Below are 16,000 nucleotides of genomic sequence, written 5' to 3'. Positions count from 1 at the left end.
TTGACAACGTGGCAAACAGGCCACCAGAATGGTCTCGAACTGCATGGTATCCAGATGACGCCATCGTTGCTCAGTGGTATGGTCATAAATGCTGCATGATGCACCGCATACCGGACACGCGACCTGCTTGCCGGTACAGACCAGTCTGATCTCGACCCGCTTGCCGCTCATCGACAGATGAACGTTCTCGACCTTCCAGTTTGAGGAAAGACCTAAAAGTTGGTGGTAATGGCTCGTCAGGCTCTGCATGGGAGTATCAAGGTGTGGTTGGGTAAAGCTCAAAATTACTCTATGTTACTTCATACACACCCTTCTTTCCACGATATTCTGCGAAGAGCCGAAAATATAGATAAATTCAAAGGTGGCCATATAGCAAACAGTGCAGCAAATGCATTGCTTGCTATGAAGCAATATAAAGAAGCTATTATCACCTATGGCGCAGCATTAAAATCAGCCCTAGGAAATGGTGCTAATAAATCAAACGTAGCTATTGCAATCAATAATATTTCTTTATGTTTATTATATCAAAATTTACTTGCAGCAAAGCATCGAATAGATATTCTTAACTATGATTTATGTTTAATTCTCGATGATAAGGAATTATTATTTATCAACCGATTGTCTTTATTTTCTTATCAGTCTCTTTCTGGTTGTTGGGATGAGGCAAAATACACATGGAAAGAACTTGATAATATAGGGCGCAATTGGGTCAAAAAAATTTATCGTGAAGGTTATGCCGAATCTATGTTTGCTCTTAACCAGTTCTTCCAAGGGCTATTGCAGGAAGAGTACCTTAAAACTGCCGAGCAGCTCGCTATAGATGATAGTAATCGCTCAACACTCCGCAATATTTGTAGATTAAGAGGTACTTGGCGACTGGCACAGCAGGAATGGATGCTTGCCACAGACAGTTTCCATGAGTCTCTAAAAATGGCCAGAGAACGAGGCTTGATAGATGAAGAATCGGAAACCGGCCTTGCACTTGCTAAGGTTCATCTCGGACAATTCTATTCCCCAGATGAAGCGAGACACGAAGCTGAACGATTATCCAATCTACGTGAACCAGCACACCATTATCTTGCCATGCTCTGGCGAGAAATCGACGATCTTGAGCAAGCAAAAAAGCACGCTTTTGCGGCTTATAAGTGGGCTTGGGCAGATGGCGAGCCTTATGTACATCGATATGAGCTTGACAAAGCAACCGAGCTGCTCAAAGAGTTGAATGTTCCTATTCCCAATCTCCCGCCATACGATCCATTAAAAGACGAGCCGTTCCCGTGGGAAGCCGATTTACGCAAGGCTATCGAGGAACTTAAGACGCAAAAAGAGTCAAAGAAAAAGCGATGAAGCTGGAAACCAATTGATCCCGACTTCATCGCTTTTTTGCACATCAAACAAAAACTTTGAGCCCTCAGCTCAGGACTACTCTCACGCCCCCAGAATCACCTCGCAAATCTGCTCGATCTCCTCTGCCTTCAGGTACGGATGCATCGGCAGGGCGAAGACCCTTGCGCTGAAGTCTTCCGTGATCGGGAAGTCGCCCGGTTTGTAGCCGAGGTTTTCGTAGGCTTTTTGCAAGTGCAGCGGGATCGGGTAGTAGATGGCTGAGGGGATGCCCGCATCTTTCAGCGCGGCCATGAGCCTGGCGCGGTCGTCGGTCGAGTTGGCGAGCACGGAGTATTGCGCCCAGCAGGAGGTGTAGCCTTCCGGCACTTCGGGAACCTCGACGCGGCCTTTGAGGCGGGCGCTGTAGGCGTCGGCGGCTTTCTGGCGCAAAGCGAGTTCGTCGTCGAAGATGGTGAGTTTTTCGAGAATCACCGCCGCCTGGATGGTGTCGAAGCGGCCGTTGAGGCCGATGCGCACGTTGTTGTAGCGGTCGTCGCCGCCGCCGTGCACGCGGACGGAGATCAAGAGTTCCAGCAGCTCGTCATCATTGGTGAAGATCGCGCCGCCGTCGCCGTAGCAGCCGAGCGGCTTGGCCGGGAAGAAGGAGGTCGCGCCGACGAAGCCGAAGCTGCCCGCCTTCCTGCCGCCAACCGTGCCTCCGAAGCCCTGCGCGGCGTCTTCGAGAATCCAGAGTCCATGCTCGTCGGCCACCGTTTCGAGGCGGTCATAGTTGGCGGGCAGGCCGAAGAGATCGACCGGAATCAGCGCCTTCGGGTTCAACCCTTTCTGACGGGCCTCTTCGACCGCCGCGCCGACCTTGTCGGGGTCGATGTTGAAGGTGCCGGGCAGCACATCGACGAACACCGGCGTCGCGCCCGCGAGGCTGATTACCTCAGCGGTGGCCACGAAGGTGAAGGGCGTGGTGAGCACGGCGTCGCCGGGGCCGATGCCTTTCGCCATGAGCGGAATGAGCAGCGCGTCGGTGCCGGAGGCGCACGAAACGCAATGCTTCGTGCCGACGTATTCGGCGAGCTGCTTCTCGACTTCGAGCACTTCCGGCCCCATGACGAACTGGGCGCTGTCGATGATCCGCTCGATGCGCTTCATGAGGTTCTCGCGGATACGGTTTTTCTGCGTGACAAGGTCTATGAACTGCATGGAGTTGGGGTCTAAGAATTTGAAATGGAATTCGATCCGTTATAATACGGATTCATCGCCTCATTCCCGAAGCTTCGGACAGATCGCGACGTGTTTTGCCCAAGTGCCGATTTTGCTTACTATTATTCATCGAAATCGAGAAAGAGGATTTCCAACCAATCCCACACTTTTTACCAACCATGAGTTCCATCTACTTCATCGGCATCGGCGGTTCGGCAATGGCTTCGGTGGCCGTGGCGCTCTCGCACATGGGCCACGCCGTCACCGGCTCGGACACGCAGCTCTATCCTCCGATGAGCACCTACCTGGAAAACCATAACATCCGCTATTTCAACAACTTCTCGGCGGAGAACCTCAAAAGCGCATCGCCCGACCTGGTGGTTGTGGGCAACGCGATCAGCAGGGGCAATCCCGACCTGGAGTACGCGCTCGACCAGCGCATGGAGCTGGTCTCAATGCCGGAGCTGGTGCGCCGCGAGCTGATTGGCCGCCACACCTCGATCGTGGTGGCGGGCACACACGGCAAGACGACGACCACCTCGCTGGCCGCGTGGCTGCTCGAAGCGGGCGGCCTGTTGCCGGGCTTCCTCATCGGCGGCATCCCGGAGAACTTCGGCGACGGCTGCCGCCCGTCGGGCCTCTCCGAGCCGGGCTTTTTCGTGACCGAGGGGGACGAGTACGACTCGGCCTTTTTCGACAAGCGCAGCAAGTTCCTGCTCTACCGCCCCGACATCGCCATCATCAACAACGTCGAGTTCGACCACGCCGACATCTTCGACTCGCTCGACGAGATCAAAAAGAGCTTCCGCCTGCTGGTGAACCTCGTGCCGTCGAGCGGCTTGCTGATCGTCAACGGCGACGACCCGAATTCGATGGAGGTCGCCGCGAAAGCCTTCTGCCGCGTCGAAACCTTCGGCCTGAACGGCAACGCGGAGTGGACGGCGGCGGATATTACGTCGGACGCGGATTATACGTCATTCACGATCGTGCACGACGGCGACGCGATCGGACGAGTGCGGGTGCCGCTGTTTGGCGATTACAACGTGATGAACGCGCTGGCGGCGACGGCGGCGGCAATTCGCGCGGGCGTGAGCTTCGAGTCGGTCACGCGCGGCCTCGCTTCGTTCAAGCGCCCGAAGCGCCGCATGGAGCTGGTGGGCGAGTTCGCGGGCGGCCTCACGCTCATCGAGGATTTCGCGCATCACCCGACGGCCATCCGCCTCACGCTCGGCGCGATTGCGGAGCGCTATGCCGGCAGGCGCATCGTGGCCTGCTTCGAGCCGCGCTCGAACACCACGAGCCGCAACATCTTCCAGCGCGAGCTTTCGGAGTGCTTCAGCGGCGCAGCGGTGGTGGTGCTCGGCAAGGTGAACCGCCCAGAGCGCTACGCCTCGGAGGAGCGGCTCGACGCGGCGCTCTTGTGCCGGGAGCTGGAGGCAACGGGCAAGCGCGTTTTTGCAGCGGGCGGCGAAGAGTATCCGGAAGACATTGTCCGCTTCATCGAGGCTGAACGGCAGCCCGGCGACGTCATCGTGCTCCTGAGCAACGGCAGTTTCAGCGGCCTGAAAGAGCGACTGGCCGAAAGATTTGAAAAAAAATCATGAAGAGTTCTCCGGCGATAGTCTATTTTTCTATCTTGTAGCCTTTCATGGACAGCGAATGACCGGTTTATCACGCTGTCACGATCCGAAACAGAGTAATCATCATCCGTTAAACCCATACTGAAAGACCCGTTATGGCGAAAGTAAAAATTGGCATCAATGGTTTTGGCCGCATTGGCCGTCTGGTGTTCAGACAAGCCGTTGAGAATCCCGAAATGGAGATCGTCGGCATCAACGACCTGACCGATGTAAAAACCCTTGCCCACCTCCTCAAATACGACACCTCCCACAAGAAGTTCAAAGGTGAAGTAAGCATCGAGGGCGACAACCTGGTCGTCAACGGCAGAACTATCGCCATCTGCGCGGTGAAAGATCCCGCCCAGCTCCCGTGGGCCGCGCTCGGCGCGAACATCGTCGTCGAATCGACCGGCATCTTCACCAGCCGCGAAGCCGCCTCGAAGCACATCGCCGCTGGCGCAAAGAAAGTGATCATCTCCGCCCCGGCGAAGGACAAGATCGACGCCACCATCGTCATGGGCGTCAACGACAAGAGCATCACCGGCGCTGAGGAGATCGTCTCCAACGCGAGCTGCACCACCAACTGCCTCGCTCCGATGGCCAAGGTGCTCCACGAGAACTTTGGCATTGTCAAGGGCTTCATGACCACCGTGCACGCCTACACCAACGACCAGAACATCCTCGACCTTCCGCACAAGGATCTGCGCCGTGCTCGCGCCGCAGCCTGCTCGATCATCCCGACCTCGACCGGCGCGGCGAAAGCCATCGGCGAAGTGCTGCCCGAACTGGCCGGAAAGCTCGACGGCTTCGCCATGCGGGTTCCAGTGCCGGACGGCTCGGTCACCGACCTGTCGGTCATTGTTGAGAAAACCGCCACAAAAGAGGCGATCAACGCCGCCATGAAGGCTGCCGCCGAGGGCGACATGAAGGGCATCCTCGAATACAACGTCGATCCTATCGTTTCGTCGGACATCGTCGGCAACGCCCACTCCTGCATCTTCGACTCGCCGCTCACCATGAGCTCCGGCACCATGGTCAAGATCGTCGGCTGGTACGACAACGAACTCGGCTACGCCAGCCGCGTGGTTGACCTGCTCGGCATCTACTCGAATTTCGTGTAAGTTCCGGTTCCGCGGAAATTTTGCAAAAAGGGCTGCCCGAAAAGGCGGCCCTTTTGCGTTGGGGGGGGGTGAGTGTGCGGGGCATTTTTCTTATGGGACTTATGAGACCTGTAGGACTTATAGGTCGTATAGGTCTCATAGGACTATACGAGGAACGACGGACCGGCTTGCTCTCCCCCCCCCGCCTCACTCCAAATTTTGCCGTGAAAGAGTAATGTCTTATTATTGAGCTACATTTCAGAGGCAGGCAAAACCTTAAAGTTCACGCCGATGACCAGCACTTTCGACAAGCCGAAAAAGGCCATTATCCTCTATGACAGCATGTCCGTCGGCGGTTCAGCCGACAGGTTGATCGATGCTATCGGTAAAAATCTTGCCGAGGCCGGAGCGTATGTTGAAAAAGCCCGCTGCAAGCTCAATGCGGATTACCGCTTCGTCGAGGAGTTCGACCTCGTGCTTCTCGGCGCGCCGATCTATTACCTGCTCGTCGCCTCGAAGCTCAGTGGCGCGCTCGCGCAGACCAACCTGAGAGCCACGCTCAAAGGCAAAAAAGTGGCGCTGTTCGTCATCTGCGGCAGCCCCGAACCGATGGCGCATTTCCTCTATCTGCCGCAACTCAAGATGAATCTCGACAACCCGGTGATCCTTGCCGAAAAAGCGTTCTCGCCCGCAGAGACCAGCGATCCGAAAGCAATTGCGGAGTTCACTCAGAACATACTCGATGCCTACGGCAAGGCCAACTGATTCAACAAAACCTATTCTATGACGACCGACAACGAACGCCAGATGAGAGCCATCATCCTCTATGACAGCCGCTCCACCGGCGGATCGACCGACAGACTGATCGACTCGATTGGCCAGCAGCTCGCCGAAACCGGAGCCTACGTCGAAAAAGCCCGCTGCAAGGCAACCGCCGACTACAGCTTCGTCAGCGAATTCGATGTGGTGATTCTCGGCGCTCCGGTCTATTACCTGGTTGTATCTTCCCAGTTGCTCGGGGCGCTGGTGCAGAGCAACCTCAAGCGCTACCTGCGCAACAAGAACATCGCCCTTTTCGTGACCTGCGGAAGCCCGGAGCCGATGGCCCAGACGCTCTACCTGCCGCAGCTCAAGATTCATCTGATTCGCAACCGGATTCTCGCCGAAAAGGTGATCGCCCCGCATCAGATCGACGACGAGGAGATTATCGCCGACTTCGTCGATGAGATCGACGAGGGATTCCGCCGGTCGAGCAGGCCTCGCACCGGCTTCCGCACCGAAAAGCTTCAGTGGAGCAGCGAAGCGCTCGAAATCATCGGCCAGATGCCTCCGTTCTTCGCCGACAAAATCAAGGCCGCGCTCTCTGTCTATGCCGAAAAGAACGGCATCACCTGTATCACGCCCGAAGTGCTCGATGTGGCCCGCTCCAGCTCGATGGGCATGTGAGACTGAAATCGTTGATAAAAACGGAAAAAGCCGTCAACGCAATGTGACGGCTTTTTCGTTTCTATGCTCTCCGTGGCGACGGAAACGCCTCAACTGAAAATATCCTTCGCCTTCTCGAAAATGCTCTTTTCATGGTTTTCATCGCCATGATTCGGGCAGATGTCCGAGGATTTTTTCAACTCCTTCAACAGGTCGCGATCCTTGCCGCTGACATCCTTCGGCACGAAGACGTTGACCCTGACGTACAGGTCGCCGCTGCCGCCGCCCCGCAGGTGGCCGATGCCCTTGCCGACGATACGCAGCATGGTGTTCGGCTGGGTGCCCGCCGGAACGGTCAGCTTGACGTGGCCTTCGAGCGTCGGCACGTCGATTTTGGTGCCCATGACAAGGTCGGGGAATCCGACCGGGAGATCGTAAATGATGTCGTCGCCGTTGCGCTTGAACTGCTCGTGCGGCTTCTCCTCGATCACCACGATCAGGTCGCCGGACGCTCCACCCCTCGGCCCCGCGTTGCCCTGCCCCTGAAGCGTCAGGTAGTTTCCATCCTGCACGCCCGCCGGCACGGTGATTTTGACGGTCGTCTCTCCCTGCTTGATCCCTTCGCCGTAGCAAGAGGTGCAGCGATCCTTGACGACGTGCCCCTCGCCGCCGCAGGTCGGGCAGACGGCGACGTTGACGAACTGGCCGAACATGGTCTTGGTGGCCTGGCGAACCTCGCCGCTGCCGTGGCAGGTCGGACAGGTCTCGGTCTTGCCGCTCTTCGAGCCGCTGCCGTTGCACTCCTGACAGGTAACCTGCTTCTTGATCTTGAGCGTCTTCTCGACCCCCTTGGCAATCTCTTCGAGCGTGAGCTTGAGCCGTATCTTCAGGTCGGTACCGTGAATGCCCGCCGAGCGTCTGCGTCCGCCGCCACCGCCGGAAAAGCCGCCGCCGAAGACATCCTCGAATCCACCGAACGGCGATCCGCCGCTTCTCGCGCGGCCGCCACCGCCGCCGAACATGTCGTTGAAGGCGCTGAAAATATCGTTGATATCGCCATATCCCGCGCCGCCGGGGCCGCCGCCCGATGCCGCCGACGAGCCGACTCCCGCGTGACCGAACTGGTCGTAGCGGCGGCGCTTGTCGTCGTTGCTCAGCACTTCGTACGCCTCGTTGGCCTCCTTGAACTTCTCCTCGGCATCCTTGTTGTCGGGATTCTTGTCCGGGTGATATTTCAGGGCCAGCTTGCGGTAGGCCTTCTTTATTTCGTCCTTGTCCGCCGAACGGCTGACGCCAAGAACTTCATAGTAATCTCTTTTCATCGTGTATGCTCTCGCTATTTATATCTGAACCTGATAGTTATCGGGCGACGATCACCTTGGCGTGACGAATCACCCTGTCGCCAAGCGTGTAGCCGGTCTGGTACTCCTCGACGATGGTGTCCGGCTCCGCGCCCGGCGCGTCGATCTGCGTGATCGCTTCATGGAAATTGACATCGAGCACTTTGCCTTTGGCCTCGATCTCCTGGACACCCTTATTTTCGAGCAGCGACATGAAGTTCTTGCGGATCAGCTCCACGCCCTCGATGAAGGGTTTGGCCTCGGCCATCTCCTGCATTTCGGCGGGGATGTGACTCATGAGGCGCTTCAGGTCGTCGATCAGCGGCAACAGGTCGCGCACCGTGTTCTCCAGCATCCGTGTGCCCGACAGCGCAGCTTCGCGCTCCTTCTGCTTCCGGAAGTTCTCGAACTCGGCGGCGCGGCGCATCACCTCTTCGCGAAGCTTCTGAATCTCTGCATCGCGAGCCGCGATTTCAGCCTCCATGTCGGCCTCGGTCGCCGCCGGAATCGCTGCCGTCTCGTCGGCAGCCGTTTCAGCCGCCTCGGTGTTGATCGTCTCCGGTATCTCTTCCTGTTCCTTGTGGTGCTTTCTGGTCATGATTGCAGCTAAAGTATTGATAATTAATTATTTCCGGAGAGCGCCTCCGACAGGCAGCCCGCCATGTAGTTCACCACGCGCACGGCATGTTCGTAATCCATCCGCTTCGGCCCCATGACGCCGACCCTGCCGATCATCTTGCCCGCGTAGTAGGGCGAGGAGACGATGGTCAGGTCGGCGGCGTTGCCCGTGCGGTTTTCGGTGCCGATGCTGATGGCCACCTCGCGCCCCTGCCGCAGCGCCGATGGCGCGGCGTTATCGACGAGCCTTGCCATGCCGAACTTGTCCTCGATCATGGTGATAATGTCGCGCACCCGCTCCGGCTGCTTGAACTCCGGCTGATCGACGATGTTCCCGGTACCCGAAACGTAAAGCCGTTCGAGAATCGACGATTCGTCGAAGAGCGTGTCGGCTGAACTGACGATGCTGTTCATCAGCCCTTCGCCGCCCTTGAAGTCCGACAGGCGCTTGCCGATGGTGCTGCGAATCTCTTCGAGCGTCAGTCCCGACAGACGTTCGTTGAGCACGTTGACCACGGCGTCGATCTTCTGGCGCGAAATTTCAGCGCTCAGCTCCATGACGATGGTCTTGACGAAGAGCGACTGGATGGCGATGACCACCATGATCCGCGACGAGGCGAGCTGCACGATGTCGAGCCGCTCGAAGACCGCGTTGGAGAGCCTCGGCGGCAGCACCACGGCGAGCTGCCGGGAGATGCTGCCGAGCACCCGCGCCGCCGCGCCCAGCACCTCGGCGGAGGTGCCCTTCAGCTCCGAGCCGCGAGCACTGAACCGGTCGTCGATCATCCGCTTCTCCTCGTCGTCGATACGGCTGACGTTCATGATGAGATCGACGTAGTAGCGATACCCCTTGTCGGTCGGCACCCGTCCGGCGGAGGTGTGCGGCTGGCTTATGAAGCCGTCCGCCTCCAGATCGGCCATGACGTTACGAATGGTCGCGTCCGACAGGCCGAGATTGTAGTTCCGCGCAATGGTGCGCGAGCCGACCGGCATCGCCGAGACGACATAGGACTGTATGATAATACCGAGAACCTGACGTTCACGCAGGCTCAAATCACGATAGATCATCTGGTAACTGCCTGTACTTGAAACTGATTTCGCGCGGATCGGCGCGGCAAGACCATTCGGGGCCGACATTCATGAACAACGAGAGTACCCCGATAGTTGCCTCGAGAACCGTAGCCACGACGGCAAGCAATATACAGAAATTTAACTTTGAATAAACCGCGAGGGTTCACGCCGAAATGCACGAAAGCGCTCGGTCGAGCTTGTTGTAATCCTGCATCACCTCGATGCCGCCAAAGCCGGAACCGAGCAACGCCCTGACCCCCGCCGCGCCGTCGGCGTGAAGCTCGAAGCAGAGCACGCCGCCCTTGCCAAGCAGCGCCGGAGCGGCAGCGACGATGCGCTCGTAATACTCGAATCCGACGGGCGCGACCAGCGCGAGCTTCGGCTCGTAGCGCTTGACCTCCTCCTGCAACGTAGCCCACTCCGCTTCGGGAATGTAGGGCGGATTGGAAATGACCAGGTCGAACGACCCGCCGACCTTTTCGGCAAACGACGAATCGAGCGCGTCGGCCTCGACGAAGGTGATGCGCTCGCTCACGCCATGCGCATCGGCATTGCAGCGGGCCACGTTGAGCGCAGCGGCGGAGACGTCGGCGGCGGTGAGGCGAGCGCCGGGCAGCCGCAGCGCGAGCGTGATGGCGATGCTGCCGCTGCCGGTGCCGATGTCGAGAATCGACGGCGATTGCGCCGACGCAAGGCCGCTCGCCGCGAGCCGCTCCATCGCATGTTCGAGCACAAGCTCAGTCTCCGGGCGCGGAATCAGCACCCGCTCATCGACGAAAAAGCGGTAGCCGTAAAAAAACGCTTCTCCCGCGATATACTGCACCGGCCTGCCCTGCATCCGCTCCCGGCAAGCCGCCCGAAACGCCACCAGCTCCGACGGCGTCACGGGCCGCTCATGATCAAGATAGAGCTGAAGCCGTTGCAACCCCAGCACCCGCCCAAGCAAAAGCTCCGCCGACAATCGAGGCTCGTCGATCTTTTTGTCGATAAAAAACGCCGTCGTCGTCTTCAGCAACTCGACAACGCTCCACACTTTCTCTTCGGGCATGGGATCTGGTTTGGTTACGGGGGTTGGGGGGGTATTTACGAATTTTGCGGGGGTACGACAATATTCAGAAAGATACAATCAGCCTGAGAATCAACGCTGTCAGAAAGAATAAAAAACCCATCCGGCGACAAGCGCTATTACCGTCAGAACAAGCACAACGATATTTCTGAGAATCTTCGACGGGATAGCCGGCAGGATCACCATCCGTTGCGGAATTTTTATCTCGACCGGAGCCTCCGGACTCTCATGACGCTGAGCCGCTGGCCTGTCCTGGCTTGTATGACTGATGGATTTAGTGCTCATGGCGCTCCTCTGACAGATTCGGTTTTATAGCACGATGTCCATTGAAGATACGCTTTTCCATACGAACCAGCGCGGCATGGTATCGCAGAATCCCGCTTTTCCGTTGGCTGTCGTCCTTGCTGTCCTTTCTTCCGCAAGACAACGCTCCCGGCAAGAACCTCCACGCAACGGCGTCATAATCGGAAAAACGAACATCTTCCGTTTTTTTGCGATATTTTGCCAAATACCAGCAACTGATTCCAACCGATGAAACGACTACCCAACATTCTCGCCACCCTCCTCCTCCTGATTCTCGCCGTTCCGTCGAGCGCCCGCGCGGCATTCACGGGCGCGATGGAGATGAAGCTTGTCATGCCCAACGGCAAGGCGGATATTTCCTACCTGTTCGGCAAGCGTGATCAGAAAATGGATATGGCGATGACGCTCGACCGGATTCCCGAACCGCTCAGAACGACCGTCATCACCCGCAGCGCGAGGCCCGACGAGGCGACCATCGTCAATCACAAGTCGAAAAGCTGGAGCGTCGTGAACCTGCGAAGCGCCGCCGAGAGTGCCACCTTGCTCGATTTCGACAGCAACTACCGCTTCACGCGCATCGGCCCCGAGGCCGTCAAAGGCTACCGGTGCGAGCACGTCCGGCTCCAGAGCACCACCGACACGCTCGACCTCTGGATGACCAAAGGGCTGGCCGACTTCTCGACCTTCCGGCTGCTGCAATCGCAGAATCCGCGCCTGTCGAACACCTCGCTCTCGCGCGTGCTCAGGCAGAATGGCGTGGATGGATTCCCGGTCAAAATCGTCCAGAAGAACGGCAATGGCCTCTATGTCATGGAACTGAAAAAAGTTACGCCGAAGCCGGTTGCCGAGTCGAGCTTCCGCGTTCCGGCGGGCTACCAGCGCGTCGAAGCGGGCCAGACCACCATCGACAGCAAGCAGAAGGAGCACTTGCGCCAGCTCATGAACAAGATGAAGAAGTTCGAAGAGTGACGCCGCCTCATCGCGCCGGTTTGGCCGAAACGATGTTATCTGCTTTCATTTCATTACTTTTACAAAACGCATTGGCGCGGAGGAATCCAGCCTCCGCATTTCCCCATAATCAAATCGCAAGCATTACCGTGGCTGACAAAATCACTTCGAGGCAGCAGGACTATTCACAATGGTATATCGACCTTGTCCGGTCGGCCAAACTGGCTGACTATTCGGACGTGCGCGGCTGCATGGTCATCCGTCCCAACGGCTACGCCATCTGGGAGAAGATGCAGGCGGCGCTCGACGGCATGTTCAAGGCGACCGGGCACGTCAACGCCTACTTTCCGCTCTTCATCCCTGAAAGCTTCATCGCCAAAGAGGCGGAGCACATCGAAGGGTTCGCGCCGGAGTGCGCCGTGGTGACCCATGGCGGCGGCGAGGAGCTGTCGGAAAAGCTCTACGTTCGCCCGACCTCGGAGACGATCATCTGGTCGTCCTACAAAAAATGGATCCAGTCCTACCGCGACCTGCCGATCCTCATCAACCAGTGGGCCAACGTCGTGCGCTGGGAGATGCGCACCCGCCTGTTCCTGCGGACGACCGAGTTCCTCTGGCAGGAGGGGCACACCGCCCACGCCACGCCGGAGGAGGCGCAGGAGGAGGTAATCCGCATGATCAACGTCTATCGCACCTTCGCTGAGGAGTACATGGCGATGCCGGTGATCGTGGGCAAAAAGAGCGACAGCGAGAAGTTCGCCGGCGCGGACGCCACCTACTGCATCGAGGCGATGATGCAGGACGGCAAGGCGTTGCAGGCGGGCACCTCGCACAACCTCGGCCAGAACTTCGCCAAGGCGTTCGACTGCCAGTTCCAGAGCAAGGAAGGCGTGCTCGAATATGTGTGGGCGACAAGCTGGGGCGTTTCGACGCGCCTCATCGGCGCGCTCATCATGGCGCACTCCGACGACAAGGGTCTAGTGCTGCCGCCGAAACTCGCCACGCGGCAGGTGGTGATCATCCCGATCCTCAAGGGCAACAAGGACGAGGTTCGCGCCCACGCGAGGTTCATCGCCAGAGCGCTGAACCACCACGGCATCCCGACCTTCGTCGATGACAGCGAGAACAACTCACCCGGCTGGAAGTTCGCCGAGTACGAATTGCAGGGCATCCCGGTGAGGATCGAACTCGGCCCGCGGGACATCGAGCAGGGCAAGTGCGTCGCCGCCCGCCGCGACACGCTCGAAAAGACCGAGCTGCTGCTCGACGACACGCTCCCGGCCAACATCGAGGAGATTCTGAACAACATCCAGCAGAACCTCTACGACCGCGCCCTGCTGTTCAGGCAGGAGAACACGGTTGAAGTTTCGAGCTGGGAGGAGTTCAAGGCAAAGGTGGAAAAGGGCTTTGTCATCGCCCACTGGGACGGCACGGCGGAAACCGAGGCGCAGATCAAGGAGGAGACCAAAGCCACGATCCGGGTGATGCCTATGGACGCAGAGTACCGCCAGCAATACAGCATGGACGAACCGGGAACCTGCATCCGCAGCGGCAACCCCGCCACGCAAAAAGTGGTGTTCGCGAAGGCGTACTGACGCGAATGATGAATTTTGAATGCTGAGTTATGAATTAAAAAAGAAGAAAAAGCAGTGATCTATCGGAGCGGGGCGGTACACAAACCGCCCCGGTTTTTTATTCCCCGTCCACGCCGTCCACAAAGTCCACAACATCCGCACTCCCCCACTACAACAAAAAAGACTCCCCCGCGATACTGCCTTGCGAGGAAGCCTTTAATTCGAGGACATCCCGACCAGTCGGGATGCCCTTATTAAAGAGCAAACACTGAAGTTCGCCCTTATAACTTATTCCGCGAAGTACTCTTTCAATCCCTCGTCGGTCGGCTTCATGGTTTTGTCGCCTTTGTTCCAGTTCGCCGGGCAGACTTCGCCGAACTCTTCAGTGAACTGGAGCGCATCGACAATGCGAAGCACCTCGTCGATATTCCTGCCGAGGCCGAGGTCATTGACCACCTGGTGCTTCACCACGCCTTCGCGGTCGATCAGGAACAGCCCCCTGAGCGCCACGCTGCCGTCGGGAGTCAGCACGTCGTAATCCCTGGCGATGGTCTTGTTGATGTCGGAGATGAGCGGATAGGTCACGCCCTGGATGCCGCCCTTGCTGCGCGGGGTGTTGAGCCAGGCGAAGTGCGAAAATTTGGAGTCAACCGAGCAGCCGAGCACCTCGACGTTGCGCTTTTTGAACTCGTCGATCTTCTCCTGGAAAGCATGCAACTCCGTCGGGCAGACGAAGGTGAAATCGAGCGGGTAGAAAAACAGCACGACATACTTACCGCGATATGACGAAAGCTGGCAGGAATCGACGAAGGTCGAACCGTTGACGACGGCGGCTTCATTGAAATCGGGGGCTGGACGGCCTACAAGTACACCCATGATAATATCTCCTGATAGTGAGTTTGATGGTGATTTTTAAATAAGATTAATTTAGTCCAATATAAAAAACCGGATGAAAGAGTCAAACAGGAAACTGAACTATTTTCTATCGCTCCCCCATCATGCCAGTGTGAATAGCTCACGCATACGGATTCTGTCGCATTATTCGTACTTTTAAGCATAATCGGAACTTATCAGTTATCACGCCCATGCGGAACTTCTTTGAATTCGACAGGCTCGGCGCGAGTTACCGGCAGGAGTTTCTGGCGGGGCTGACCACCTTTTTCACGCTTTCGTATATCATCGTGGTCAATCCGGCCATCCTCGAAGCCGCCGGAATGCCTCGCGACGCGTCGATGACCGCGACGATTCTGACGGCGGTGTTCGGCACGGTGCTGATGGGCGTTTATGCCAAACGCCCCTTCGCGGTCGCGCCGTATATGGGCGAGAACGCCTTCATCGCCTACACGGTGGTCAAGACGCTCGGCTACTCGTGGCAAACGGCGCTTGGCGCGATTCTCATCAGCGGCGTGCTCTTCACGCTCATCACGCTCACCGGCACACGCAAGTGGCTGGCCGAGGCGATTCCGATGACCCTCAAGCACAGCTTCGCGGTGGGCATCGGGCTGTTCCTGGCCTTCCTCGGCCTCAGCGACATGGGCGTCGTCGCCCTCGGCGTACCCGGCGCTCCGGTGAAGCTCGGCGACCTGACGACGACACCGGCGCTCTGCGGTCTCGGCGGCCTCGCGCTCACCGGCGGGCTGCTGGTGCGCAAAGTCAAAGGGGCGCTCTTTATCGGCATCGCGCTCACGACCGGCACCATGTTCGCGCTTGGGCTGATCCCGCCGCCCGCCCGGATTTTCAGTCTGCCGCCCTCGCTCGAACCGCTCTTCCTGAAGCTCGACGTCGCGGGCGCGCTCACCTGGGGCTTCGTCGGCGTTATTTTGAGCGTACTCGTGCTCGATTTCGCCGATACGATGGGCACACTCATCGGCCTCTCCGCCCGCGCCGGACTGCTCGACGAGAACGGCAACCTGCCGGAAATCGACAAGCCGATGCTGGTCGATGCGCTCTCGACCACCGTCGCCGCGCTCTTCGGCACCACCACCGCCGGGGTGTTCATCGAGTCGGCCTCCGGCATCGAGCAGGGGGGCAAGACCGGCTTCACGGCGCTCGTGGTGGCGGGGCTGTTCCTGCTCGCGCTCTTCTTCGCGCCGATCCTGACCATCGTGCCGCCGCAGGCGTACGGGCCGGTGCTCGTGCTGGTGGGCATGTTCATGATCGAGTCCGCGGGCCACTTCGATTTCAGCGACTACACCGAGCTGTTGCCCGCCTTCCTGACCATCGTCATGATGCTCTTCACCTTCAACATCGGCGTCGGCATCACGATGGGCTTCATCAGTTGGGTCGTCATCAAGCTGCTGGCCGGACGCTTCCGCGAGATCAACGCAGGCATGGCGGCGCTGGCGCTCCTCTCCGCAACCTTCTATATTTTCTATCCTTACCATTGAGAGAA

The 16,000-nt window shown here is 58.2% G+C and carries 16 protein-coding genes; 8 read left to right on the top strand and 8 right to left on the bottom strand.

The window, feature by feature from the left end; translation table 11 throughout:
* Nucleotides 1-249: transposase family protein (locus FGF66_RS09445; RefSeq protein WP_139456716.1), on the bottom strand; the 249-nt coding region annotated here is incomplete at its 3' end.
* On the opposite strand from FGF66_RS09445, the gene FGF66_RS09440 reads away from it, so the two are divergent.
* Nucleotides 229-1,347 carry a hypothetical protein gene (locus FGF66_RS09440; protein WP_139457395.1) on the top strand — a complete coding sequence of 373 codons (1,119 nt, stop codon included), beginning with the start codon at nt 229-231 and terminating at the stop codon, nt 1,345-1,347. The two genes, FGF66_RS09445 and FGF66_RS09440, sit on opposite strands and share 21 nt — an antisense overlap.
* An 81-nt stretch (nt 1,348-1,428) precedes the next feature.
* Here FGF66_RS09440 and FGF66_RS09435 read toward each other — a convergent pair whose 3' ends face one another.
* Entirely contained in the window at nt 1,429-2,544 is a 1,116-nt protein-coding gene (locus FGF66_RS09435; protein WP_139457394.1) for a DegT/DnrJ/EryC1/StrS family aminotransferase, read from the bottom strand.
* A 179-nt stretch (nt 2,545-2,723) separates the two neighbouring features.
* Between FGF66_RS09435 and mpl the strand changes: the two genes are divergently transcribed.
* The 4 genes from mpl (at nt 2,724) to FGF66_RS09415 (ending at nt 6,709) form a co-directional block, all read left to right on the top strand.
* Nucleotides 2,724-4,148 carry a UDP-N-acetylmuramate:L-alanyl-gamma-D-glutamyl-meso-diaminopimelate ligase gene (mpl, locus tag FGF66_RS09430; RefSeq protein WP_139457393.1) on the top strand — a complete coding sequence of 475 codons (1,425 nt, stop codon included), beginning with the start codon at nt 2,724-2,726 and terminating at the stop codon, nt 4,146-4,148.
* Nucleotides 4,149-4,279: 131 nt separating this feature from the next.
* Nucleotides 4,280-5,284: a type I glyceraldehyde-3-phosphate dehydrogenase gene (gene gap, locus FGF66_RS09425; protein ID WP_139457392.1), complete on the top strand. Its 1,005-nt coding sequence runs from the start codon at nt 4,280-4,282 to the stop codon at nt 5,282-5,284.
* 270 nt (nt 5,285-5,554) lie between these two features.
* Complete coding sequence (locus FGF66_RS09420) at nt 5,555-6,028, top strand: flavodoxin domain-containing protein (RefSeq protein WP_139457400.1); 474 nt, start codon at nt 5,555-5,557, stop codon at nt 6,026-6,028.
* A gap of 42 nt (nt 6,029-6,070) precedes the next feature.
* Nucleotides 6,071-6,709 (top strand): flavodoxin domain-containing protein, encoded by a 639-nt coding sequence (locus FGF66_RS09415; protein ID WP_246046646.1) that lies wholly within the window; start codon nt 6,071-6,073, stop codon nt 6,707-6,709.
* Between the two features lie 89 nt (nt 6,710-6,798).
* Here FGF66_RS09415 and dnaJ read toward each other — a convergent pair whose 3' ends face one another.
* From dnaJ to FGF66_RS12665, 5 genes are all read right to left on the bottom strand, one after another.
* On the bottom strand, nt 6,799-8,010 hold the full coding sequence (dnaJ, locus tag FGF66_RS09410) for a molecular chaperone DnaJ (protein ID WP_139457390.1): 1,212 nt from the start codon (nt 8,008-8,010) through the stop codon (nt 6,799-6,801).
* A 37-nt stretch (nt 8,011-8,047) separates the two neighbouring features.
* Nucleotides 8,048-8,626 carry a nucleotide exchange factor GrpE gene (locus FGF66_RS09405; RefSeq protein WP_139457389.1) on the bottom strand — a complete coding sequence of 193 codons (579 nt, stop codon included), beginning with the start codon at nt 8,624-8,626 and terminating at the stop codon, nt 8,048-8,050.
* 23 nt (nt 8,627-8,649) lie between these two features.
* On the bottom strand, nt 8,650-9,714 hold the full coding sequence (hrcA, locus tag FGF66_RS09400) for a heat-inducible transcriptional repressor HrcA (RefSeq protein ID WP_139457399.1): 1,065 nt from the start codon (nt 9,712-9,714) through the stop codon (nt 8,650-8,652).
* Nucleotides 9,715-9,880: 166 nt separating this feature from the next.
* On the bottom strand, nt 9,881-10,765 hold the full coding sequence (prmC, locus tag FGF66_RS09395) for a peptide chain release factor N(5)-glutamine methyltransferase (RefSeq protein ID WP_139457388.1): 885 nt from the start codon (nt 10,763-10,765) through the stop codon (nt 9,881-9,883).
* Between the two features lie 99 nt (nt 10,766-10,864).
* Nucleotides 10,865-11,068 (bottom strand): hypothetical protein, encoded by a 204-nt coding sequence (locus FGF66_RS12665; protein ID WP_170181313.1) that lies wholly within the window; start codon nt 11,066-11,068, stop codon nt 10,865-10,867.
* 246 nt (nt 11,069-11,314) lie between these two features.
* Between FGF66_RS12665 and FGF66_RS09385 the strand changes: the two genes are divergently transcribed.
* The gene (locus tag FGF66_RS09385; protein WP_139457386.1) at nt 11,315-12,055 is read left to right on the top strand and encodes a DUF4412 domain-containing protein; all 741 of its coding nucleotides are present in this window, start codon (nt 11,315-11,317) and stop codon (nt 12,053-12,055) included.
* Between the two features lie 128 nt (nt 12,056-12,183).
* Nucleotides 12,184-13,629, top strand: a complete 1,446-nt coding sequence (gene proS, locus FGF66_RS09380) for a proline--tRNA ligase (RefSeq protein WP_139457385.1) — start codon at nt 12,184-12,186, stop codon at nt 13,627-13,629.
* Nucleotides 13,630-13,896: 267 nt separating this feature from the next.
* Here proS and FGF66_RS09375 read toward each other — a convergent pair whose 3' ends face one another.
* Nucleotides 13,897-14,484 carry a peroxiredoxin gene (locus FGF66_RS09375; protein WP_139457384.1) on the bottom strand — a complete coding sequence of 196 codons (588 nt, stop codon included), beginning with the start codon at nt 14,482-14,484 and terminating at the stop codon, nt 13,897-13,899.
* Nucleotides 14,485-14,693: 209 nt separating this feature from the next.
* Here FGF66_RS09375 and FGF66_RS09370 point away from each other — a divergent pair, with 209 nt between their 5' ends.
* Complete coding sequence (locus FGF66_RS09370; protein WP_139457383.1) at nt 14,694-15,995, top strand: NCS2 family permease; 1,302 nt, start codon at nt 14,694-14,696, stop codon at nt 15,993-15,995.
* Nucleotides 15,996-16,000: the final 5 nt, after the last annotated feature.

The organism is Chlorobaculum thiosulfatiphilum, assembly GCF_006265165.1.
Classification (GTDB): Bacteria; Bacteroidota; Chlorobiia; order Chlorobiales; family Chlorobiaceae; genus Chlorobaculum; species Chlorobaculum thiosulfatiphilum.
Note: the sequence above shows the minus strand (reverse complement) of the source record. Positions and strands in the feature narration are given on the sequence as shown.